Here is a 21,413-nt window from a genome sequence, read left to right as displayed (position 1 = left end):
ACCTACGTTGCTGCAACAGCGTTGCTCAGCAGGACAGCAGAAGAGGGCCAGGATCGCGCGATCCTGGCCCTCCTGGCGCTGTCGTCAGCTGCAGCCGCTGGTGGAGCCGCAGCCCTCGCAGACGTAGCACGAGCCAGCCGGGCGCATCTTCGTGCCGCAGGTCATGCAGAGCGGGGAGTCGACGGCGGTGCCGGTGATCTTCTCCAGGAGCTCGGCGGAAGTGTGGACGCCCTGCGGGGCCTCCTTGACCTCGACGGCCTCGACCACGTCAGCGCCCTTGGTTTCGACAGGCTCAGCCGGCGGAGCGGATGCCTCGACGAGCTCGGACGCGTTGCCGGTCTCCTCCACGAGCGGCTCGTAGGAGCCGGTCTCGAGGTGGCGCTGGCGCTCCTCGGCGGAGTAGATGCCGAGCATCGACCGCTCCTCGAAGGTGAGGTAGTCGAGGGCCAGGCGGCGGAAGATGTAGTCCATGATCGACTGCGACATCCGCACGTCCGGGTCGTCGGTGAGGCCAGCGGGCTCGAAGCGCAGGTTGGTGAACTTCGAGACGTAGGTCTCCAGCGGGACGCCGTACTGCAGGCCGATCGACACCGCGATCGAGAAGGCGTCCATCACGCCGGCCAGGGTCGAGCCCTGCTTGCCGAGCTTGAGGAAGACCTCTCCGAGCTGGCCGTCCTCGTGGGCGCCGGAGGTCATGTAGCCCTCGGCACCACCGACGGTGAACGACGTGGTGCGGGAGACGCGCGACTTCGGCAGGCGCTTGCGGACCGGGGCGTAGACGACCTTCTCCACGACCTTGGTGGTTTCGACAGGCTCAACCGACGAGGTGTCGGCCTTCTTCGCCTTGGCGTCGGCCAGGGGCTGGCCCACCTTGCAGTTGTCGCGGTAGACCGCGGTGGCCTTGAGGCCGAGCTTCCAGGACTGCATGTAGACGTCCTCGATCTCCTCGACCGTGGCCGTCTCGGGCAGGTTGACCGTCTTGGAGATCGCGCCGGAGAGGAACGGCTGCGCGGCCGCCATCATCCGCACGTGGCCCATCGGCTTGAGCGAGCGGGCGCCCATCGCGGTGTCGAAGACCTCGTAGTGCTCGGTCTTCAGGCCGGGAGCGTCGATCACGTGGCCGTGCTCGGAGATGTAGGCGACGATCGCCTCGATCTGCTCACCCTGGTAGCCGAGCTTCTTCAGCGCCCGCGGGATCGTCTGGTTGACGATCTGCATCGAGCCGCCGCCGACGAGCTTCTTGAACTTCACCAGCGAGAAGTCGGGCTCGATGCCGGTGGTGTCGCAGTCCATCATGAAGCCGATGGTGCCGGTGGGCGCGAGCACGGAGGCCTGCGCGTTGCGGAAGCCGTTCTTGTCGCCCAGCTTGACCACGTCGGCCCACGCCTTGGTGGCCAGCTTGTGCACGCGGCCGTCCTCGGTGTGCAGCACGCGGACGACGTCGTTGGCCGCTTGGTGCTTGCGCATCACGCGCTTGTGGGCGTCGGCGTTGCGGGCGTAGCCGGCGTAGGGGCCGACAATGCCGGCGAGCTCGGCGCTGCGCTTGTACGACGTACCGGTCATGAGGCTGGTGATCGCGGCAGCCATCGAGCGGCCACCCTCCGAGTCGTACCCGAGGCCCATCGCCATCAGCAGCGCGCCGAGGTTGGCGTAGCCGATGCCGAGCTGGCGGTAGTCGACGGTGGTCTTGCCGATCGGCTCGGTCGGGAAGTCGGCGAAGCAGATCGAGATGTCCATCGCGGTGATGATGAACTCGACGGCCTTGGCGAACAGGGCGGCGTCGAAGGTGTCGTCCTCCTTGAGGAACTTCAGGAGGTTGAGCGACGCCAGGTTGCACGACGAGTTGTCGAGCGACATGTACTCCGAGCACGGGTTGGACGCGGTGATGCGGCCGGTCTCGGGGTTGGTGTGCCAGTCGTTGATCGTGTCGTCGTACTGCAGGCCGGGGTCGGCGCAGGCCCAGGCGGCTTCGCTGATCTTGCGGAACAGGTCGCGGGCGTCGACGGTCTCGATGACCTCGCCGGTGCCGCGCGAGCGGAGGCCGAACTCGGTGCCGTCCTCGACCGCACGCATGAACTCGTCGCTGACGCGGACGGAGTTGTTGGCGTTCTGGTACTGGACCGAGGTGATGTCGGCGCCACCGAGGTCCATGTCGAACCCGGCGTCGCGGAGGGCGCGGATCTTGTCCTCCTCCTTCGCCTTCGTCATCACGAACTCCTCGATGTCCGGGTGGTCGACGTCGAGGACGACCATCTTGGCCGCACGACGCGTCGCGCCGCCCGACTTGATGGTGCCCGCGGACGCGTCGGCGCCGCGCATGAAGGAGACGGGGCCCGATGCCGTACCACCGGAGCTGAGGAGCTCCTTGGACGAGCGGATGCGGGAGAGGTTCAGGCCGGCACCGGAGCCGCCCTTGAAGATGAAGCCCTCCTCCTTGTACCAGTTGAGGATCGAGTCCATCGAGTCGTCGACGCTCAGGATGAAGCAGGCCGAGACCTGCTGCGGCGAGGCGGTGCCGACGTTGAACCACACGGGGCTGTTGAACGAGAAGTACTGGTTGACCAGGAGCCAGGTGAGCTCGTGCTCGAACGTCTCGGCGTCGGCGTCGGTGGCGAAGTAGCCGTGGTCGATGCCGGCCTGGGTGTACGTCTTCACGACCCGGTCGATGAGCTGCTTGAGGCTCCGCTCGCGGGCGTCGGTGCCGACGGCGCCGCGGAAGTACTTGGTGGTGACGATGGTGGAGGCGTTGACGCTCCAGAAGTCGGGGAACTCCACACCGCGCTGCTCGAAGACGGTCTCGCCGGTCTTCCAGTTCTGCTGGACGACGTCACGACGCTCCCAGGTGATCGCGTCGTAGGGGTGGGTGCCCGCGGTGCTGAAGACGCGCTCCAGCGTCAGGCCCTTGCCCTTGCGCTGGGCCTTGGCTCGCGTGCTCGCCGTCTCGGTCATGGTGTCCCCTCTTGGATCACTGGTGTGGTGGTGGTTGCGCTGACTGGCAGGTCTTGCTGGTGCCTTGCTTGTGCGGACCGAGTCCGCAGCGTTGGTGAGCCCGGCAGGCAGCTTCCCCACTACCTGCCGGGCCGAATGTGGGTCAGCCCGACGCGACGGGCTGATCGTCGGCGGCTCGCTCGAGCCGCAGCATCTTGATCTCGGCGTCGAAGTCGTCCGCGCTCTCGAAGGCGCGATAGACGCTCGCGAAGCGGAGGTACGCCACCTCGTCGAGGGCCCGCAGCGGCGCCAGGATGGCGAGACCGACGTCGTTGGCGTCGAACTCGGCCTGGCCGCTCAGGCGCAGGGCGTCCTCGACCTCCTGGCCGAGGCAGGCGAGCTGGGCGTCGGTGACCGGGCGGCCCTTGCAGGCCTTGCGGACGCCGGCGATCGCCTTGTCGCGGTTGAACGGCTCGGTCGCACCGGAGCGCTTGAGCACCGTGAGCTGCATCTTCTCGACCGTGGTGAAGCGGCGGTCGCACTCGCTGCAGGTGCGACGGCGGCGGATCGAACCGCCGTCGTCGGCGACGCGGGAGTCGAGGACCTTGGTGTCCTCGTTCTTGCAGTAGGGACAGTGCATGCTGGTCCTCCTCTCGCCGTGCTCAGGGCGCGCTTCGTACACCCTTCTCAACAGGGCGGCGGCCGGGGATGTTCCTGTGGATAACTAGCTCAGAGGTGTGGGCGAAGCCCGATCCGATGTGAACTAGCTGGGGATAACTACATCCGTGTAAGTACTAGATGTAGTGGTAACCGTACGTCCCGACCACAAGACTTGGCAAGAGAACGCGGGAGTTCGCCGGGTCAATTTTCGTGTCGCACCAAAACCGCAGGTCAGTGCGCTGCGCGGGCTTCCGGGGCGGCGTGTCGCGGGTCTCTGTTGGCCGGTTCGTCTCCCCCACTCAGGCCACATCGGCCACAATGATGTTCGTGTCCACGGGGAAGAGAGCAGGCTCGCGTCGGGCGGCTCCCGCGCCCCGGAAGGTGAACAAGGCGGCGCTGCTGATCGGCGCCGCGATCACGGTGTGCATCGTCGCCTGGGGCTACCTCGTCTACGCCGCCATCGACTTCGGTACGGCGGCCCGCGGGGGCTCCGGCAGCTCGGCCTGGCTCTTCATGGGCCTGGCCTGCCTCGGCGCCATCGCCTGCCTCTTCGTCGGGCTGCTGCTGGTCGCCCGGATGATGCGGGTCCTCGGGATCACCACCGAGCCGCCGGCGGCCGACGCGCCTCCCCGCCCGGTCGGCGGCAAGCGCGCGGCTCGTTAGTGCGGTTCTCGTGACGTGACATCCACGTCACCACGACCGCACTACTCCAGGACGAGCTGCGGGAGCGCCTCGAGGATCTCGAGGTCGCTCTCGGCGCCGGCCACCCAGATGGTCGACGGGATCTGCTCGGGTGGTCCGCCGTCCACCGTGAAGCTGGCAGCTCCGTACTGCGTGTCGACGCTGACCGCGACCTTCTCGGTCTGCTCGTAGACATGGGCGACGTCGAGATCCGGGTACGGCGCTCCGGGACTGGTCGTCGTCTCCGACGTGCCGTCGCCGTAGTTCCAGCGGTACGCGATCGGGCGCGCACTGACGACCACGTTGCGACCGAGCAGCTGAACGGGGATAGCCGCAACGGCGGTGTTCTTCGTGTAGAAGTTCGTCTCCAGGTTGACCAGCGTCTGTCCGTTGGGCGGTTGAACCACGAGCGTCGAGGCTGGCCAATCCAGTTCCTCGAATGCCTGGATGACAAGCGTCCGTATTGGAGGGTTCTCAACTGCGCTGGCTTCGCCGGCAGTAAGACATGCCAGCCCCAACCTCTGGCCATCTTGGAATACCGCGTACAGCGTTCCCGGAACTCCTGCAGACGTGCAGACTCGTGGGTTGGCACAAGCCTCCGGCTCTCCAGATGTGCCGTCCTTGCACAGTTGATAGATCACCCACTTTGAATGCGGTGTCGCTTGCTGCGCGGCCTGGATGGTGGAGCCGGTGTACTCACACCGGATCTTGACGCTGTAGAAATTGACGACCTCGTAGCACTCTTGACCGTCTTCCTCGCCCGATCCGGCCGCAGCTCCAGACGCGCCCCACGCAGTCAAGACGAGCCATGCGGTCAATAGCGCCGCGAGAAGGGAACGGTTCATGACGCCAGCTGCGTCAGTTGAACCAGTTGCCACGGGGCGCGCGACGTCAAGCGCATCCGATAGGTGACCGTGCCGCCCGGAAGGCGCTGCTCCTTTGCATTCGCAGACTCCTTGAAGACGGTGGGCGAGGATCGCACTCGAACGTCGAAGACTTTGCGCCCCTCAGCGCCGGACTGATCAACGATCCGAAGGATCGTCAGCCCATTCGTCTTCACGAACCCGCCAGCTCCGAATATGCCCTCAACGCGTTCCGCCACCGACATGCACGTCCTGCACTTCGAGGAGATCGAGGTGTATGCGCCGACATCTCCCGAGTTCTGCATGTCCCGGTCGACATCGACCCAGCGGCGAACAAAGTCCTCCGCGCTCTCCGCCTCCGGCGTCTCCAGCTCCGAGGGCGAAGGCGAGGACGACGAGCTCGTCGGGTCGGGCATCTTCGGCGTTGGCTCAGCTTCGTCGGTGCACCCCGCCAGGAGGAGGGGTACAGCGACAGCGAGCGCGAGTGCGCGGCGTACGTGCATGAGGTGCCTTCCCGAGAACAACGTCAGCACGGTGAAACTACCCATTCGGACAGGCGTGCAACCACCCCGAAGGCAAAGCCTGTGGACAACGATCGCGGGGGGTGGCGGCGGACGACATCGAAACGCCGGCTCGGGATGTCGTGTGCCGCCACCTTCGGCTGCCCCAGGCAATGTGCCGCCACCTGAACGGGTCTCGATACGCCCGCTCGTTCCTCGCGGGCTACTCGACCACCGACGTGAGCGGGCTACTCGACCACCTATGAGTGGGGTTTCGAGGCTCGCTGCGCTCGCGCCTCAACCACCGGAGACGCGCCGAGGGGCGGGCCCGCCCGGGCCCGCCCCTCGCCTTCCCCTTGGTCCATCAGCCGGGGTCGAAGCGACTGATGGAGGCCTCTGCGTCTTACTCGGTGATGACCGGGACGCGGAGCTTCTGGCCGGACTGGAGTCCGGCGGACTCGAGCGCGTTGAGGCGCTCGATCTGCTGCATCATCGACCGGACGTCGCCGTCGGTCGCGATGTCGCTGGCGATCCCCCACAGGGTGTCGCCGGGGGCGACCTGGACGATCTCGGTCGGGATCTGCTCGCCGGGCTGGTCGGTGCCGACGGCGCCGCCGGCGAGCATGAACGCGACGGTCAAGACCAGGAACAGCGAGGTCAGGAAGACCACGAGCCGGCCGCGTCGCGTCAGCCGCATGGTGGAACGCACGCGGGCGGGAGCGGGGGCGAAAGCGGGTGCAAGGCTGAGGGTGCTCATCGTGGCCTCCTGGGGAAGATCAGCCGGTCGGTTCTGTCGAGCGAATGTCTATGCGAGGCCACCGACAGTGGGTCGGTGTCGATCAGACGTTCGATCGAACATGTGTACGACGTTAGAGCACGTGTTCGAACGATGCAAGCACTGAGGCGAACAAATGTTCGAGGCGTGTCGCAGGTCCCCCCAGGACGGGACCAGCGGCCCTACAGCGGTCGGCGTACGCGGAGAAGGCTGGAGCCAGCGAGAGAAGGAGACAGCCATGTCGCGCAAGAAGGTCCTGGTCCTCGGGGGCAACTTCGGCGGGCTCACCGCCGCCATCTCGGTCAAGCACGCACTGCACGGCGACGTCGACGTCACCGTCGTGTCGTCCTCCGACGAGTTCCTCTTCACCCCGTCGCTCATCTGGGTGCCCTTCGGCAAACGGGTGCGCGAGGACATCACCTTCAAGGTCGGACCGACCTTCGAGCACCACGACGTCGAGTTCGTGCACGCCGAGGCGACCCGGATCGACCCGGTGGTGCGTCGCGTCGAGACCACAGCCGGCGCGCAGGAGTACGACTACCTCGTCATCGCCACCGGCTACCGCAACCGCTTCGACGTCATCCCCGGCCTCGGCCCCGACGGCAACGCGTTCACCATCACCACGATGGACGACGCCATCCACGCCGGCGAGGGCTGGCGCCGCTTCCGCGAGAAGCCCGGCGACATCGTCATCGGCGCGACCCAGGGCGCCGGGTGCTTCGGCGCGGCGTACGAGTTCCTCTTCAACACCAGCCACCAGCTCAAGAAGGCCGGCCTGAAGGACCGCGTGAAGCTGTCCTACGTCAGCGCCGAGCCGTTCCTCGGCCACTTCGGCATCGGCGGGCTCCCCCACGGCGAGACGTTGCTCGGGATGTTCCTCAAGAAGGAGGGCATCGACGCCGTCCTCGACACTGCGATGGACCACGTCGACGACGGCCGTCTCGTGCTCGCCGACGGACGCACCCTCGACTTCGGCTACGCCATGATCATCCCGCCGTTCTCCGGCCAGGAGGTCATCGCGAGGACGCCCGAGCTCGCCGACGCGAACGGCTTCGTGAAGGTGCGCGACACCTACCAGAGCGAGAAGTTCGACGACGTGTACGCCGTCGGGGTGGCCGCCGCGGTCGAGGTCCCGTGGCAGACGCCGACGCCGGTCGGCATCCCCAAGACGGGCTTCCCCACCGAGCAGCAGGCCCACGTCGCGGCCGACAACATCGCCGCCCAGATCCGCGGCGAGGCGCCGGGCGAGCACAAGGAGTTCGGCGACATCCCCGCGGTGTGCGTGATGGACGCGGGCAACAACGGCGTGATCATCCTCGCCGACAAGATGCTGCCGCCGCGCAAGCACGGCGTGCTCATCCCGGGTCCGCAGGCGCACGCGATGAAGCTCGGCTTCGAGAAGTACTTCCTCTGGAAGATGAAGCACGGCCAGGTGCGACTGCCCTGACCTCGGATCCCGGGCGCGGCTCAGCGCCTCTTCATCGCCCGGCGACCCTGGGCGGCGAAGAGGCCGGCGGCGTGCTGCATGACGCCGGGCGCGAGGGCCGAGCCACGGACGACTCCCCCGCGCCAGGTCGGCACGGCCCGCACCACGCGCCGTGAACCCACCAACGACACGGCGGCGGAGGCGACCTCGGAGACCGACAGGATCGGCCCGCCGGAGTACACCAGCTGGGAGCCGATCCCGGTGGGGTCCTGTGCGGCCAGCATCTCGGTGTCGGCGCCGTCGGGACAGAGCGCGTGCACCCGCACCCCGCGCGGCGCCTCGGCGTTGACCGAGGCCGAGAGGGAGACGACGCCGGCCTTGGTGGCGGCGTACACGCTGTAGCCCGGCACCGGCCCGAGTCCGGCGAGCGAGGCGATGTTGACGACGTCTCCCCCGCGCGGCCCGAAGGCGTCGAGGGCGGCGCGCGTCCCCCACATCGTGCCGAGCAGGTTGACCTCCACCAGGCGTCGTACCTGGTCGTCCGTCAACGACGCGAGGGTGCCGTCGTCGCCGACGCCGGCATTGTTGAACCATGCCGTCAGCACCCCGTGCTCCCCTGCGAGGGCGGCGACCGCGTGGTGCCCCTCGGGATCCCGTACGTCGTGCAGCACCCCCGCAGCGGCGCCGATGAGGTCCGCGGTCTCGATCGCCGCGGCTCCGTCGATGTCGCTCACCACGACCCGGTGGCCGCGCGCGACCATCAGCTCCGCGATGCCGCGACCGATCCCACGAGCCCCACCTGTCACCACGCACGAGGTCACTCCGGCTGTCGTCATGGAAGCGGAGGCTAGCGACACGCGGGTTCGAACAGGTGTTTGATCCGGAGGCCCGGTGCGGTCTACGGTGGCGGCACCGCCCTCACCAGGCGCGTACGCAGAATCAGACGCAGGACCAACGCAGCAGGAGGAGTCCGCACGATGGCCAAGCAGGACGACAAGAACGTCATCGAGATGCCCGACGGCCCCCCGGACGCGACCGGCCTGACCCCGCGCCAGCAGCGCGTGCTCGCCACGATCAAGGACTCGATCGAGTCCAAGGGCTACCCGCCGTCGATGCGCGAGATCGGCCAGGCCGTCGGCCTGACGTCGTCCTCGAGCGTCGCCCACCAGCTCCGCGTGCTCGAGAGCAAGGGCTTCCTCAAGCGCGACCCCAACCGCCCGCGCGCCCTCGAGGTGTTCCTGCCCGAGGTGATGGCCGCCCGCCGCTCGATCTCGCACGGCGAGGAGTCCAGCGTCGACGAGACCGGCATCGGCGACGTCGCCCCCACCGCGATCAACATCCCGGTCGTCGGCCGCATCGCCGCCGGTGGCCCCATCCTCGCCGAGCAGGACGTCACCGACGTCTTCCCGCTGCCCAAGCAGCTCGTCGGCGACGGCACGCTCTTCTTGCTCGAGGTCTCCGGTGACTCGATGGTCGACGCGGCCATCTGCAACGGCGACTACGTCGTGATCCGCCAGGAGCAGACGGCCGAGAACGGCCAGATCGTTGCCGCGATGATCGACGGTGAGGCCACCGTGAAGACCTTCCAGCGCAAGGACGGCCACGTCTGGCTGCTGCCGCACAACGCGGCCTACGACCCGATCCCCGGCGACAACGCCACGATCCTCGGCGTCGTGACGGCGGTGCTCCGCAGTCTCTGAGCACCCCGACCACCGATAGGGGTGGTGGGCCGTTGAAAGGTCCACCACCGAGGGACACGATGGCTGCATGAGCAACGTCGCCGAGTCCTACGACTACGTCATCGTCGGAGGGGGTGTCGCGGCGGCCAGCGCCGTGAAGGGCATCCGCTCCTCCGACGGATCCGGAACGATCGCCGTGCTGGGCTCCGAGCCCGACCCGCCGGTCTACCGGCCCGACCTCTCCAAGGACCTCTGGCTCAAGGACGACAAGGCGCTCGAGGACTCCTCGCTCGCCGGCGACCTCGAGTCCGACGACCACGTCGACCTCGTGCTCGACACGACCGTCACCGAGATCGACCCCGACGGCCACGTCGTACGCCTCGCGGACGGTAGCAGCGTCGGCTACGGCAAGCTGCTGCTCGCCGTCGGGGCCGAGCCGCGCGTCCTGGACGTCCCGGCCGGCCCGAAGATCATCTACTACCGCACCGCGGCCGACTACCAGCGGCTGCGCGCGGCCATCGACGCCGGCAGCCACGTCGTGATCGTGGGCGGCGGCTACATCGGCTCCGAGATCGCCTCCGCGCTCGTGCAGAACGACGTACAGGTCACGCTCGTGCTCGACCTGGAGGACGTGCAGGAGCAGATGTTCCCGCGCGCGCTCGCGGCCAGCCTGACCAAGGCCTTCACCGACCGCGGCGTCACGGTCGTCCACGGGACCGTCGCCGGCGGCGGGGAGACCGGCAGTGGCGTCCAGGTGATCCTCGACGACGGCACTGAGATCACCGCTGATGCGGCCGTCATCGGCGTCGGCGTCATCCCCCGCACCGGCCTGGCCGAGGCCGCCGGCATCGAGGTCCACCACGGCATCGTCGTCGACGACCACCTCCGCACCAGCGCGACCGATGTGTACGCCGCGGGCGACGTGGTGTCGTACCCCGACGCGCTCCTCGGGCGCCGCCGCGTCGAGCACGTGGACCACGCCGAGAAGTCCGGCGAGGCCGCCGGCAAGGCGATGGCCGGCGCCGACGAGGCCTACGACTACACGCCGTTCTTCTGGTCCGACATCCTCGACTACGGCTACGAGGCCGTCGGCGAGGTGACCAGCCGCAACGACATGGTCGAGTACTGGAAGGACGGCGAGCTCGGCACCGGCGTCGTCTACTACCTCAAGGCGGGCCAGGTCCGCGGCGTGCTGCTCTGGAACGTCTGGGACAGCGTCGACAAGGCCCGCGAGCTGATCAAGGAGACCGCCGACAAGCCGGTCGAGGACCTCGACTCGCTGCGGGGACGGATCCCCTTCGGCTGACCCGCGCCCGCTGGTTGAGCAGCGAGGCACGAGCGTGTCGAAACCAAGGGACCCTCCCGAGCACCTTGGTTTCGACACGGGCGCTGCGCGCCCTGCTCAACCAGCGGGGGGTTTCGACACGGGCGCTGCGCGCCCTGCTCAACCAGCGGTGGGTTTCGACACGGGCGCTGGGCGCCCTGCTCATCCCGCGGCTGAACACGCGGTAGCCTCGCGACGATGCCCGAGCACGCCGACGCAGTCCCGCCACCGGAGGTGTTCCGCACCCGTCCGGGCAACCGGCGCCGGCTGACCCAGGCGGCCGAGGCCGAGGTCGAGCGGCTGGCGCTCGCCGGCGAGGCGGCCGGCTGGCTCAGCCCGCTGGCGTACAACCTCTCGATCAGCCACAGCCACCGCTTCGTGTGGTTCCGGGTGGCCAAGGTCGCGACGCGGACGATCCGCCATCACTGCGAGACCCACGGCGTGAGCCTGGACGTCGACCACGCGATGCGGATCCGCTACCCGCTGGCGACGTTCGCCGACTACTTCACCTTCGCCTTCGTGCGCGACCCGCTCGACCGCTTCGTCTCGGCGTGGCACGACAAGGTCGTCGACAACAACTACTACGACTTCGACCCGACCACCCACGAGCGGATGCAGCACGTCGAGGAGTTCGCGCGCTGGACCGCGGCGCAGGACCTGTCGGCGGTGCCCGGCACCGACCAGCACCTGACCCTCCAGAGCCGGATGATCGACCTCAACCGCGTCGACTTCGTCGGCCGCCTGGAGCACTTCGATGCGGACTTCGCCGAGGTCTGCCAACGGATCGGCGCACCCGCCGTCCCGACCGCCCCGAAGAACCAGACCGCGCCCGGTGGTCGCGACCGGCAGGTCTCCGACGAGCTGCGCAGCCTCGTCGCGCAGATGTACCGCCGCGACTACCAGGTCTTCGGCTACCAGGAGCCCATCTGATGACGCTCGAGCGCCCCAGCTTCAGCACCACCTCGCTCCGCGAGGGCTACGACATGGCCGAGGTCGACGAGGCCGTCGACCTGATCCTGCGCAACCTCGCACTCCCCGAGCTACGCTTCGGCGTCGAGCAGATCACGAGCCTGCGCTTCACGCCGGTGCGGGTGCGCCAGGGGTACGACATCCGCGAGGTCGACAGCTGGCTCGACGAGGCCGCCGAGGAGACCGGGCGCCGCACCTCGGGCGAGGTCCAGCCCGAGCCCGAGCCGGCGCCCGTGCCCACACAGGCGGAGGCACCCGCGCCCGCCCCGACGTCGTACGCACCCACGAGCTCGACGGCGATCACCGAGGTGAAGTCCGGTGGTGCCGGGCTCTACGTGCTCGTGCTGGCGATCGTGGCCGTGATCGGCGTCCTGGCCTACGTGCTCCTCGCCTGACCGAGCCTCGCCAACGCCTGGCGCACCAGCGCCGGGTCGGTCGTGGACCACATCGGCGGCAGCGACGCCTTGAGGAAGCGGCCGTAGCGAGCGGTCTCCAGGCGCGGGTCGAGCACCGCGACGATGCCGCGGTCGGTGGTGGTGCGGATCAGGCGTCCGGCCCCCTGTGCGAGCAGCAACGCGGCGTGGGTCGCGGAGACCTCCATGAAGCCGTTGCGGCCCTCAGCGTCGGCGGCCTTGGCGCGCGCGGACATGAGCGGGTCGTCGGGCCGCGGGAACGGGATCCGGTCGATGATCACCAGCTGGCAGGTGTCGCCCGGGACGTCGAGGCCCTGCCACAGCGAGAGCGTGCCGAACAGGCAGGTGTGGGGGTCCTCGACGAACTGCTTGGCCAGCTCGGGCAGCTGGGCGTCGCCCTGCGCGAGCGTGGTCAGGTGGGGCAGCTTCGCGCGCACGGCCTCGGCGGCGGTCTCGGCCGCGCGGCGGCTCGAGAACAGGCCGAGGGTGCGGCCGTCGAGCGAGTCGACGAGGTCGCAGATCTCGTCGAGCTGCGCCTGGCCGAGCCCGTCGCGGCCGGGCTGCGGGAGGTGGCGGGCGACGTAGAGGATCGACTGCTGGCCGTAGTCGAAGGGCGACCCGACGTCGATGCCCTTCCAGGGCAGCGCGTCCTCGGCGTCGGTGGTGGCGATCTCGTGGCCGATCCGCTCGGTGGGCTTGAGGCCGAGCGTGGTCGCCACCGTGCCGAAGTCGCCGCCGAGCATGAGGGTGGCGCTGGTGAAGATCACCGTCTTGTCGGTGAGCAGCTTGTCGCGCATCGGGCCCCAGACCTGGAGCGGCGCCACGTGGAGGCGGGCCGGGAACCGGTCGCGCGCCTCGCCCAGCCACAGCACGTCGCGGTCCGAGTCGGCCGCCATCCGCTCGGCGTTGACGAAGACCTCCTGGACCATGCCCTTGGCCTGGGTGCGGCCGGCGTCGGCCTCGCCCTCGCCGGGCGACTCCCGGGGATAGGCCGAGAGCACCGCGCGCGCCGAGTCGCGTACGACGACGAGCGCGTCGGAGAGCTGCTGGGAGACCTGGTCGATCCGGCCGGGGCCGGTCGCCTCGAAGGCCTCGGCCAGCTGGCCGGCGGCGTCCTCGAGGTCGCCCGCGGGGTCGCTCTCGGCGTCGGCGGTCCAGCGCATCGAGCGCCGCGCGGCCCGCTCGACGTCGTTGGCGCCGAGCTCGTCGGTGGCCGCCTGGGTGACCCGGGCGGTGAGCTCGTGGGCCTCGTCGATCACGACCGTGTCGTAGTCAGGGATCATCGGCACGTCCTCGATCGCGTCGATCGCGAGGAGGGAGTGGTTGGTGACGATCAGGTGGCTGCGGTGGGCCTTCTCGCGCGCCAGCTCGGCGAAGCACTCGGCGCCGAAGGGGCACTTGGTGCCGCCGAGGCACTCGCGGTGGTTGACCGAGACCTGGCGCCACTCGCGGTCGGTGTGGCGCGGGGCGTTGTCGCGCTCGCCGCTGCCGCCCTGCTCGGTCTCCTCCTCGGCCCATGCCCGCAGCTCGAGGACCTTCTCGGCCATCGAGCCCATCGGGACGTCGACGAGCATGCCCTGGTCGTCGGGCACGCCGGCCCGGATGCGGTGCAGGCAGGCGTAGTTGGAGCGGCCCTTGAGCACGGCGTAGGACGTGTCGATGCCGGGGACGTCCTTGACCGCCTCGACCAGCCGCGGCAGGTCGCGCTCGACGAGCTGGTGCTGGAGGGCGAGGGTCGCGGTGGCGACCACGACGCGCTTGTCGTGGAGCATCGCAGGCACGAGGTAGCCCAGCGACTTGCCGGTGCCGGTGCCGGCCTGGACGAGGAGGTGGCGGCCCTCCTCCATGGCCTCGGCGACCTCGGTGGCCATCTGGACCTGGCCGTCGCGCTGCTGCCCGCCGAGGCCGGAGACCGCCTGGGCCAGCACCTGCGCGACAGGCGTGGTGGTGGCGGTGGTCTCGGGCACCAGAGAACCCTACGGGTCGGCGCCGACACCTCGTCGTACGCCATCCACAACAGGACTCAGTAGTTCTTCTTGCGGCCGATCTGGCGCTCGATGCGGCGCTCGGGCTGGCCGAGGATCCGAGCCAGGAGCTTCACCCGGTAGCGGTAGGCCACGACGCCCAGGACGACGATGAGCAGGAACCACAACATGGGCTGAGCCTACGCCGCGGCGCCAAGGCTGAGCGTCTCGCGGAGGTCCTCCGGCGCGGGGTTCGTACCCGAGTCTCCCGCTTTGTAGCCGTTGCTCCGGGTGCAGAGCGGGAGGTTCCCCGGATATCCGGGGAATCTCCCGCAAAAGAGAGTCCAGAGGTCAGACGACCGCGCCGGAGTCCTCGGGCGCGCGGACGACCTTCTCCCTCTTGACCCGGCTCATCGGGAACCGCGGCTGCATGTAGGTCAGCAGCGGGGTGGCGACGAAGACCGACGAGAAGGTTCCGACGACCAGGCCGACGAGCAGCGCGATGGCGAAGTCCTGGAGCGAGTCGCCGCCGAGGATGGCGAGCGCGGCCAGGATGAACATCGCACCGAGACCGGTGTTGACCGTGCGGGGGATGGTCTCGACGTTGGCCTTGTTGGCGACGTCCATGAAGTCCTCGTCGGGCTTGGAGGCCCACCAGCGCTCACGGATGCGGTCGAAGACGACGACGGTGTCGTTGACCGACAGACCGACGATGGTCATCGCCGCGGCCAGGAAGATGCCGTCGATCGGCTTCTGGAGCCACGCGAAGAGACCGGTCACCAGGATCACGTCGTGGGCCATCGCGATGACGGCCGAGACGCCGAAGGTCCACTTGAACCGGACGGCGAGGTAGAGCAGCTGGGCCAGGAAGGCCACGCCGAAGGCGATGAGCGCGTTGTTGCGCAGCTCCTTGCCGAGCGAGGCGCCGATGGTCTGGTCGTCGACCTTGTCGACGGTGCCACCGATCTTGCCGAGCTCGTCCTCGATCTTCTGCTCCTCGTCGTTGGAGATCGTCGGGACCCGGACGGTGAACGCGGTGTCGCCGGTGTCGGCGGTCTGCACGACGGCCTCGGGGAAGCCCGCGGCCGCGACGGCCTCTCGCGCCTGGTCGACGGAGATGTCCTTGCTCACCGAGTAGTCGAGCTGGCGACCACCGGTGAACTCGACGCCGAGCTGGAGACCCTGGGTCACGATGCCGGTGACGGCGAGCACGAGAGCGGCCGCCGAGATGCTGAGCCAGACGTTGCGCTTCTGGACGATCTGCGGGTTCTTGCGGTCGAGCCAGGTGCGGACCTTGCCGAGGTGGCTCAGGCCGCTGATCGCGGGGTGCTCGGCCACCGGCTTGTTGGCGACCGCCAGGTCGCACAGCACGCGGGCGATGATCAGCGCGGAGATCATCGAGGCCACGACACCGATGGTCAGGGTGACACCGAAGCCCTTGATCGGGCCGGAGCCGAGGAAGAACAGCAGGCCGGCCGCGAGCAGCGTGGTGACGTTGGAGTCGATGATCGCGCTCCACGCCTTGTTGAAGCCGACCGCGAGCGCCCGCCTGAGCCCCGCGGAGGGGTAGGCGACGTACTCCTCCCTCGCTCTCTCGAAGACGAGGACGTTGGCGTCGATCGCCATGCCGATCGCGAGCACGAATCCGGCGAGGCCGGGCAGGGTCAGCGTCGAGCCGAGCCCGACGAGCATGGCGTAGGCCAGCAGGGCGTACGACGACAGCGCGATCGTCGCGGCGAAGCCCACCAGGCGGTAGACGAGGATGATGAACAGGCCGGTCAGGATGATGCCGATGATGCCGGCCTCGATCGAGGCGTCGATCGCCGCGGCACCCAGCGAGGGGCCGACGAGGCGGTCGGAGATCGCCTTCAGCTCGAGCGGCAGCGAGCCGCCCTCGATCAGCGCGGCGAGGTCCTTGGACTCCGTCGCGGTGAAGCTGCCGGTGATGTCGGTCGAGCCGCCGCGGATGCCGACGTCGCAGCCGACACCGGTGTTGACCTCGGGCGAGGAGATGACCTCGCCGTCGAGCACGATCGCGATGCGACGCTTGGGGTCGCCGGAGGGGTTGCAGGCGGCCTTGCCGGTGATGTCGGCCCAGGTGTCGCCACCCTTGCCGTTGAAGTCGATGGCGACGACCCAGTCGACGCTGTTCTGGCGCTGGACCGAGCTCGCGCCGGTGATCTCGTCGCCCTGGATGACCGTCGGGCCGACCTCGAGCGTGTCGCCCTGGTCGGACGGCAGCACCTCGTTGCCCTTCTTGCTGGGCTTGGCGTCCGGCTGTGCCGTCGCGAGCACCTCGTGGATGGTCAGCTTCGCGGTCTGGCCGATCTGCTCCTCGGCGTTCTGCGCCTCCTCGTCGGAGGTCACGCCGGGCAGCTCGACGAGGATGCGGTCCTCGCCCTGGCGGATCACGTTGGACTCCGCGACACCGAGCGCGTTGACGCGCTGGTTGAGCACGCTGAGCGTCTTGTCGACGTTCTCCGCGGTCGCCGGGGTCTCCTCGGTGCCCTCCGCCTGGAAGACGAACTGCGCGCCACCCTTGAGGTCGAGGCCGAGGTTCGGCTTGACGTTGACGGCGAGCGCCGCGCACCCGGCCAGCAGGCCGAGCACGAGGATGAAGCGGATCCAGACACCACGTGACATGCGCGACATCCTCTACTACGAGACTTATTTCGCCCGAATCCGGGCCCGGGTTCGTCAACGCGCGACCCCCACCGAAGGTTCCGGTCCCCTCGACAGCCGTCGGAGACGGGTGTTGTGTGGACGGACTGCGGCCGATCCGCGGTCGCGCTCTCGGGAGGGCTCATGTCGACACGCACGAGACAGTTCCACAGTACGAGGCTGGTGGCGGTGGGCGGCCTGGTGGCCGCCGCCCTGGCCGCCGGCGCCGGAGTGGCAGCCGGCAGCACCGGACCGGACGACGGGCGGCGTGAGATCGCCCGCGCGGCGTCCGACGACACGACCCAGGTGGTCATGGTCCGCGCGCCGGAGGTCGCCGACCGCAACGAGGTCATCGCGCTCGGGCTCGACGTCACCGAGCACGCCACCAGCCGCGGCATCGAGGTGGTGATCCACGACGCCCAGGACGCCCAGACGCTGAAGGACGCCGGCTTCACCTGGCGGGTCACCGTCGACGACCTCGAGGCGCTGGCCGCGAAGAACCGCAAGGCCGACGAGGCGTACGCCGCCCGCGTGGAGGAGTCCGCGCTGCCCAGCGGGCGGACGTCGTACCGGACGTATGACGACTACCTCCGCGACATGAACCGGCTCGCGCGGCTCTACCCCACGCTCACCAAGCCGCTCACGCTGGCGAACCCGACCGTCCTCGGCGAGCGGATCCGCGGCCTCGAGATCAGCGTCGACGCCCCCGACGTGCGCGACGGCAAGCCGGTCTTCCTGCTGATGGGCGCCCACCACGCCCGCGAGTGGCCGAGCGCCGAGCACACGATGGAGTTCGCCTTCGACCTGCTGCAGTCCTACTACGACCGCGACAAGGACGTCCGCAACCGTGCTCGCCGGGTGCTGCAGGACTCCCGCGTCATCGTGATCCCGGTGGTCAACGTCGACGGCTTCAAGATCTCGCGCAGCGCCGCACCAATCGGCGACTTCAGCACCTTCGACTACGAGATGAAGCGCAAGAACTGCTCGATCTCGGCGAACACGCCCGCGCAGTACCTCGGCGGCACCTGCGCCGACAACCCGGCCGGCCGCCTGCGCGGCACCGACCTCAACCGCAACTACCCCGGCTTCTGGGGTGGCGGCGGCGCCAGCCCGACGTGGTCCAGCGACACCTACCGCGGCGACGGCCCGGGCAGCGAGCCCGAGTCCGACGCCGTCCGCCAGCTCATCTCGGAGCGCGCGGTCACGGTGATGATCTCCAACCACACCTACAGCAACCTCGTGCTGCGACCGCCGGCCATCGCGGCCACGGGCAAGGCGCCCGACGAGCCGGCGCTGAAGTCGCTCGGTGACGCGATGGCGGCGCAGAACGCGTACACCAGCCAGGCGTCGTACCAGCTCTACGACACCTCGGGCTCGACCGAGGACTGGAGCTACTGGATCACCGGCGGCTACGGCTACACGATCGAGATCGGCGACGAGGGCTTCCACCCGGCCTACGAGGAGGCCGTCGTCGGGGAGTACCTCGGCGAGGCGCCGGCCAACAGCGCCGGGCTCGGCGGCAACCAGGAGGCCTACTGGCTCGCGGCCGAGGCGGCTGCCGACGACTCGCAGCACTCCCGCATCCGCGGCACGGCCCCGGCCGGCCGGACGATCACCGTCTCCAAGCACACGGTGTCGCCGACCTCACCGGTGATCCAGCCGGACGGCAGCACCGGTGACCCGATCCTCTACGAGGACACGCTCGTCACCACGTACGCCACCGACCGCGGCGGGCGCTTCACGATCGACGTGAACCCGTCCACCCGTCCGCTCGTGGCGGGCCGCTACGGCCGCTACCCGGAGGCGCCCCCGCAGGACACGATCACGCTGGTCAACCCGCCCGGTGTGCCCGCGGTCGGCAGCAACGAGTCGACGACGTTCGAGGTGCAAGGACTGCCGGAGGCCGACAACGGCTACGCCGTCGTCTCCATCGGCTGGCCCTCGGACAACCCGCAGGCCTACGACTGGGACTTCACGGTCCTCGGGCCGGACGGCACCCCGGTCGGGTCGGGCGCGACGCTCGCCAACCCGGAGGTGATCCGGATCCCCGACCCGCAGCCGGGGACGTACACGATCGTCGCCGACAACTACGCCGGCGGCGACTCGGCGCACGACTGGTCGGGTTCCGTGACGTTCGAGAGCCCCGACCCGCCGATCGACACCGGCATCAAGGAGTCGTGGCTCGTCTCCTGCACCGACCGTCGCGGCAACGTCCTCGGCACCCGTGAGGTGGTCGTGGACCGTGGCCAGGTCGCCGGCGTCGGTGACGTCTGCCGGCGGGGCGCCCTCAAGCGCTGACCCGGTTGCCGCAACTTCAGCGATCCCCGGTCAGCCGGGGATCGCTGAACGGCGGGCTCAGCGGGCGTACGCCGCCAGCTCGCCGGCGAGGTCGGCGTTGGCGCGGCCGACGACGAGCGTGCCGTCGCCGGTGTGCTCGAGCGAGCCGATCTCGGCCTCCTGGTGGATCCGGTTGACCAGGTCACCGCGCTCGTAGGGCAGCAGCACGTCGAACTCGACCTGCGGCCGCGGCAGCTCGGACTCGATCATCCGCAGCGCGTCGTCGATGCCCTCGCCGGTCTTCGCGCTGACCACCACGCTGTGCGGCTCGCGGGCGAGCAGCCGGCTGATCACCAGCGGGTCGGCGGCGTCGGCCTTGTTGATCACGATGATCTCGGGGACCTTGGTCGCCTCGATCTCCGCGAGCACCTGGCGCACCGCGGCGATCTGCCCCTCGGGGTCGGGGTGCGAGCCGTCGACGACGTGGAGCAGCAGGTCGGAGTCGGCGACCTCCTCCAGCGTCGAGCGGAACGCCTCGACGAGGTCGTGCGGCAGGTGGCGGACGAAGCCGACCGTGTCGGACATGGTGTAGACGCGGCCGTCGGCGGTGGTCGTACGACGTGTGGTGGGGTCGAGGGTCGCGAACAGCGCGTCCTCCACCAGCACGCCGGCGTCGGTCAGCCGGTTGAGCAGCGAGGACTTGCCGGCGTTGGTGTAGCCCGCGATCGCGACGCTGGGGATGTGGTTGCGGCGGCGCGACTGGCGCTTGACGTCGCGGGTGCCGCGCATCTCCTTGAGCTCGCGACGGAGCTTGGCGATCTTGGTGTTGATCCGGCGGCGGTCGGTCTCGATCTTGGTCTCACCGGGGCCACGGCCACCGATGCCGTCACCGCCGGCGGCGCGGCCACCGGCCTGGCGGGAGAGGTTGCCACCCCAGCCGCGGAGGCGCTGCTTCATGTACTGCAGCTGCGCGAGCTCGACCTGCGCCTGGCCCTCCTTGCTCTTCGCGTGCTGGGCGAAGATGTCGAGGATCAGCGCGGTGCGGTCGACGACCTTGACCTTGATCTTGTCCTCGAGGTTGCGCAGCTGGCTCGGCGCGAGCTCGCCGTCGCAGATGACGGTGTCGGCCCCGGTGGCCTGCACGATCTCGCGGATCGCCTCGACCTTGCCGCGACCGATGAAGGTCGCCGGGTCGGGCGACTGGCGGCGCTGGAAGACGGCCTCGAGCACCTCGGAGCCGGCGGTCTCGGCGAGCGCGGCGAGCTCGGCCATCGAGTTCTCGGCGTCGGTGACGGTGCCGCCGGTCCACACGCCGACGAGCACGACCTTCTCCAGGCGGAGCTGGCGGTACTCGACCTCGGTGATGTCCTCGAGCTCGGTGCGCAGGGCAGCGACGCGGCGCAGGGCGTGGCGCTCGGCGAGCTCCTGCGCGCCGACCGTGAGCTCCTCGGGGTCGGCGTCGTCGTAGCCGCTCTCGAAGTCGTCGGCCTCGCCGAACTCATCGAAGCGGTCGTCCTCGAGCAGCTCGTCGTCGAGCTGGATCGTCTCGTCGTCCCATCCGCGGGTCGCGTCGAGCGCGTCGCGGAGCGTGAAGTCGTGCTGGGGCAGGTCAGGTGCGTTCGTCATATGCCGACAAGGGTAGGTCGACCTGCCTGACCTGCGCGAACGACTTTGGGGAGCGGTCGCCCGCTCAGGACCGGGTCACCTTCACGGTCGGCGAGGTCGCCGACCCGCAGAGCGGCTGCTCCGGGGACGCCACGGTGACGTAGTAGCGGCCCGGCCGGGTCGGGCGGCTGGTCTTGAACTTGCCCGAGGAGCGGCTCGAGAGCACGACGAGCCGCCGGTCGGCACCCTTGGCCTTGCGCCACAAGGTGGCGTGGCCCGGGCCTGGCAGCCCACCGCGATCGAGGTGACGGTGCCCCGCAGCTTGGCGCCGGCGACCCGGAGGGCGATCTCACGCGGGTAGGCGCAGCCGGTCTGGCAGCCGGGCAGCGAGGTCGGCGTCGGCGACGGGGCGCTGGTGGGCGTCGCGGTCGCGGTCGGCGTCGGGCTGGGTGCCGTGGTCGGAGGAGTCGTCGGCGGCGTGGTCGGAGGCGTGGTCGGAGGCGTGGTCGTGGGCGGCTGGGTCGGGTACGGCGTCGGGTCGCAGACGTCGCCCTCGCCGTCACCGTCCGAGTCCTCCTGCCCCGGGTTCGCCGTCGTACGACAGTTGTCGACGCAGTTCGGGACACCGTCGTTGTCGGTGTCGCGGTCGCACGGGTCGGGCGGCTCGCAGTCCACACCGGCACCGACC

Annotated in this window: 18 protein-coding genes and 1 pseudogene; 7 read left to right on the top strand and 12 right to left on the bottom strand. The window is 69.4% G+C overall.

Going from position 1 to position 21,413, the window contains the following annotated elements; all coding sequences use genetic code 11:
* Window positions 1-84 precede the first annotated feature (84 nt).
* Together J2X46_RS06195 and nrdR are read right to left on the bottom strand one after the other, a co-directional pair.
* Window positions 85-2,949 (bottom strand): vitamin B12-dependent ribonucleotide reductase, encoded by a 2,865-nt coding sequence (locus J2X46_RS06195; RefSeq protein WP_310248140.1) that lies wholly within the window; start codon window positions 2,947-2,949, stop codon window positions 85-87.
* Between the two features lie 142 nt (window positions 2,950-3,091).
* The gene (gene nrdR / locus J2X46_RS06190; RefSeq protein WP_310248137.1) at window positions 3,092-3,568 is read right to left on the bottom strand and encodes a transcriptional regulator NrdR; all 477 of its coding nucleotides are present in this window, start codon (window positions 3,566-3,568) and stop codon (window positions 3,092-3,094) included.
* 347 nt (window positions 3,569-3,915) lie between these two features.
* On the opposite strand from nrdR, the gene J2X46_RS06185 reads away from it, so the two are divergent.
* Window positions 3,916-4,251, top strand: a complete 336-nt coding sequence (locus J2X46_RS06185; protein WP_310248135.1) for a hypothetical protein — start codon at window positions 3,916-3,918, stop codon at window positions 4,249-4,251.
* Between the two features lie 41 nt (window positions 4,252-4,292).
* Here the strand turns inward: J2X46_RS06185 and J2X46_RS06180 are convergent, their stop codons facing one another.
* From J2X46_RS06180 to J2X46_RS06170, 3 genes are all read right to left on the bottom strand, one after another.
* On the bottom strand, window positions 4,293-5,114 hold the full coding sequence (locus J2X46_RS06180; protein WP_310248133.1) for a hypothetical protein: 822 nt from the start codon (window positions 5,112-5,114) through the stop codon (window positions 4,293-4,295).
* On the bottom strand, window positions 5,111-5,665 hold the full coding sequence (locus J2X46_RS06175) for a hypothetical protein (protein ID WP_310248132.1): 555 nt from the start codon (window positions 5,663-5,665) through the stop codon (window positions 5,111-5,113). The genes J2X46_RS06180 and J2X46_RS06175 overlap by 4 nt, the downstream gene beginning before the upstream one ends.
* A 370-nt stretch (window positions 5,666-6,035) precedes the next feature.
* Window positions 6,036-6,389 carry a LysM peptidoglycan-binding domain-containing protein gene (locus J2X46_RS06170; RefSeq protein WP_310248131.1) on the bottom strand — a complete coding sequence of 118 codons (354 nt, stop codon included), beginning with the start codon at window positions 6,387-6,389 and terminating at the stop codon, window positions 6,036-6,038.
* Between the two features lie 256 nt (window positions 6,390-6,645).
* Between J2X46_RS06170 and J2X46_RS06165 the strand changes: the two genes are divergently transcribed.
* On the top strand, window positions 6,646-7,854 hold the full coding sequence (locus J2X46_RS06165; RefSeq protein ID WP_310248130.1) for an FAD-dependent oxidoreductase: 1,209 nt from the start codon (window positions 6,646-6,648) through the stop codon (window positions 7,852-7,854).
* Window positions 7,855-7,874: 20 nt separating this feature from the next.
* On the opposite strand, the gene J2X46_RS06160 is transcribed toward J2X46_RS06165, so the two are convergent.
* Complete coding sequence (locus J2X46_RS06160) at window positions 7,875-8,669, bottom strand: SDR family oxidoreductase (protein WP_310248127.1); 795 nt, start codon at window positions 8,667-8,669, stop codon at window positions 7,875-7,877.
* Between the two features lie 141 nt (window positions 8,670-8,810).
* Here J2X46_RS06160 and lexA point away from each other — a divergent pair, with 141 nt between their 5' ends.
* The 4 genes from lexA to J2X46_RS06140 all read left to right on the top strand — a co-directional run bounded on the left by lexA (window position 8,811) and on the right by J2X46_RS06140 (window position 12,200).
* Complete coding sequence (gene lexA / locus J2X46_RS06155) at window positions 8,811-9,533, top strand: transcriptional repressor LexA (RefSeq protein WP_310248126.1); 723 nt, start codon at window positions 8,811-8,813, stop codon at window positions 9,531-9,533.
* A 67-nt stretch (window positions 9,534-9,600) separates the two neighbouring features.
* Window positions 9,601-10,818 carry an FAD/NAD(P)-binding oxidoreductase gene (locus tag J2X46_RS06150; protein ID WP_310248123.1) on the top strand — a complete coding sequence of 406 codons (1,218 nt, stop codon included), beginning with the start codon at window positions 9,601-9,603 and terminating at the stop codon, window positions 10,816-10,818.
* Window positions 10,819-11,034: 216 nt separating this feature from the next.
* Complete coding sequence (locus J2X46_RS06145; protein WP_310248121.1) at window positions 11,035-11,766, top strand: sulfotransferase family 2 domain-containing protein; 732 nt, start codon at window positions 11,035-11,037, stop codon at window positions 11,764-11,766.
* The gene (locus J2X46_RS06140) at window positions 11,766-12,200 is read left to right on the top strand and encodes a DivIVA domain-containing protein (RefSeq protein ID WP_310248120.1); all 435 of its coding nucleotides are present in this window, start codon (window positions 11,766-11,768) and stop codon (window positions 12,198-12,200) included. The genes J2X46_RS06145 and J2X46_RS06140 overlap by 1 nt, the downstream gene beginning before the upstream one ends.
* On the opposite strand, the gene J2X46_RS06135 is transcribed toward J2X46_RS06140, so the two are convergent.
* The 3 genes from J2X46_RS06135 to secD form a co-directional block, all read right to left on the bottom strand.
* Window positions 12,182-14,188, bottom strand: a complete 2,007-nt coding sequence (locus J2X46_RS06135) for an ATP-dependent DNA helicase (RefSeq protein WP_397213502.1) — start codon at window positions 14,186-14,188, stop codon at window positions 12,182-12,184. The genes J2X46_RS06140 and J2X46_RS06135 overlap by 19 nt on opposite strands.
* A 53-nt stretch (window positions 14,189-14,241) precedes the next feature.
* Window positions 14,242-14,373 carry a hypothetical protein gene (locus J2X46_RS06130; protein WP_310248116.1) on the bottom strand — a complete coding sequence of 44 codons (132 nt, stop codon included), beginning with the start codon at window positions 14,371-14,373 and terminating at the stop codon, window positions 14,242-14,244.
* A gap of 160 nt (window positions 14,374-14,533) precedes the next feature.
* Entirely contained in the window at window positions 14,534-16,825 is a 2,292-nt protein-coding gene (gene secD / locus J2X46_RS06125) for a protein translocase subunit SecD (RefSeq protein ID WP_310248115.1), read from the bottom strand.
* 207 nt (window positions 16,826-17,032) lie between these two features.
* On the opposite strand from secD, the gene J2X46_RS06120 reads away from it, so the two are divergent.
* Window positions 17,033-19,141, top strand: coding sequence for a M14 family metallopeptidase (locus J2X46_RS06120; protein WP_310248114.1), 2,109 nt, complete (start codon window positions 17,033-17,035; stop codon window positions 19,139-19,141).
* Window positions 19,142-19,198: 57 nt separating this feature from the next.
* On the opposite strand, the gene hflX is transcribed toward J2X46_RS06120, so the two are convergent.
* The 3 genes and pseudogenes from hflX to J2X46_RS06105 form a co-directional block, all read right to left on the bottom strand.
* Window positions 19,199-20,746, bottom strand: coding sequence for a GTPase HflX (hflX, locus tag J2X46_RS06115; protein WP_310248112.1), 1,548 nt, complete (start codon window positions 20,744-20,746; stop codon window positions 19,199-19,201).
* Window positions 20,747-20,810: 64 nt separating this feature from the next.
* Window positions 20,811-20,990, bottom strand: coding sequence for a hypothetical protein (locus tag J2X46_RS06110; protein ID WP_310249191.1), 180 nt, complete (start codon window positions 20,988-20,990; stop codon window positions 20,811-20,813).
* A gap of 269 nt (window positions 20,991-21,259) precedes the next feature.
* A pseudogene (locus J2X46_RS06105) lies at window positions 21,260-21,373 on the bottom strand (thrombospondin type 3 repeat-containing protein); the annotation flags it as partial.
* Between the last annotated feature and the right edge of the window lie 40 nt (window positions 21,374-21,413).

The sequence above is a fragment of the Nocardioides sp. BE266 genome, assembly GCF_031457855.1.
Taxonomy (GTDB): Bacteria; Actinomycetota; Actinomycetes; order Propionibacteriales; family Nocardioidaceae; genus Nocardioides.
Note: the sequence above shows the minus strand (reverse complement) of the source record. Positions and strands in the feature narration are given on the sequence as shown.

Bases quoted from the DNA above. Each gene is read 5' to 3' on its own strand.
- J2X46_RS06195 (WP_310248140.1), bottom strand. From the start codon at position 2,949: ATGACCGAGACGGCGAGCACGCGAGCCAAGGCCCAGCGCAAGGGCAAG.
- nrdR (WP_310248137.1), bottom strand. From the start codon at position 3,568: ATGCACTGTCCCTACTGCAAGAACGAGGACACCAAGGTCCTCGACTCC.
- J2X46_RS06180 (WP_310248133.1), bottom strand. From the start codon at position 5,114: ATGAACCGTTCCCTTCTCGCGGCGCTATTGACCGCATGGCTCGTCTTG.
- J2X46_RS06170 (WP_310248131.1), bottom strand. From the start codon at position 6,389: ATGAGCACCCTCAGCCTTGCACCCGCTTTCGCCCCCGCTCCCGCCCGC.
- J2X46_RS06165 (WP_310248130.1), top strand. From the start codon at position 6,646: ATGTCGCGCAAGAAGGTCCTGGTCCTCGGGGGCAACTTCGGCGGGCTC.
- J2X46_RS06160 (WP_310248127.1), bottom strand. From the start codon at position 8,669: ATGACGACAGCCGGAGTGACCTCGTGCGTGGTGACAGGTGGGGCTCGT.
- lexA (WP_310248126.1), top strand. From the start codon at position 8,811: ATGGCCAAGCAGGACGACAAGAACGTCATCGAGATGCCCGACGGCCCC.
- J2X46_RS06150 (WP_310248123.1), top strand. From the start codon at position 9,601: ATGAGCAACGTCGCCGAGTCCTACGACTACGTCATCGTCGGAGGGGGT.
- J2X46_RS06145 (WP_310248121.1), top strand. From the start codon at position 11,035: ATGCCCGAGCACGCCGACGCAGTCCCGCCACCGGAGGTGTTCCGCACC.
- J2X46_RS06140 (WP_310248120.1), top strand. From the start codon at position 11,766: ATGACGCTCGAGCGCCCCAGCTTCAGCACCACCTCGCTCCGCGAGGGC.
- J2X46_RS06130 (WP_310248116.1), bottom strand. From the start codon at position 14,373: ATGTTGTGGTTCCTGCTCATCGTCGTCCTGGGCGTCGTGGCCTACCGC.
- secD (WP_310248115.1), bottom strand. From the start codon at position 16,825: ATGTCACGTGGTGTCTGGATCCGCTTCATCCTCGTGCTCGGCCTGCTG.
- hflX (WP_310248112.1), bottom strand. From the start codon at position 20,746: ATGACGAACGCACCTGACCTGCCCCAGCACGACTTCACGCTCCGCGAC.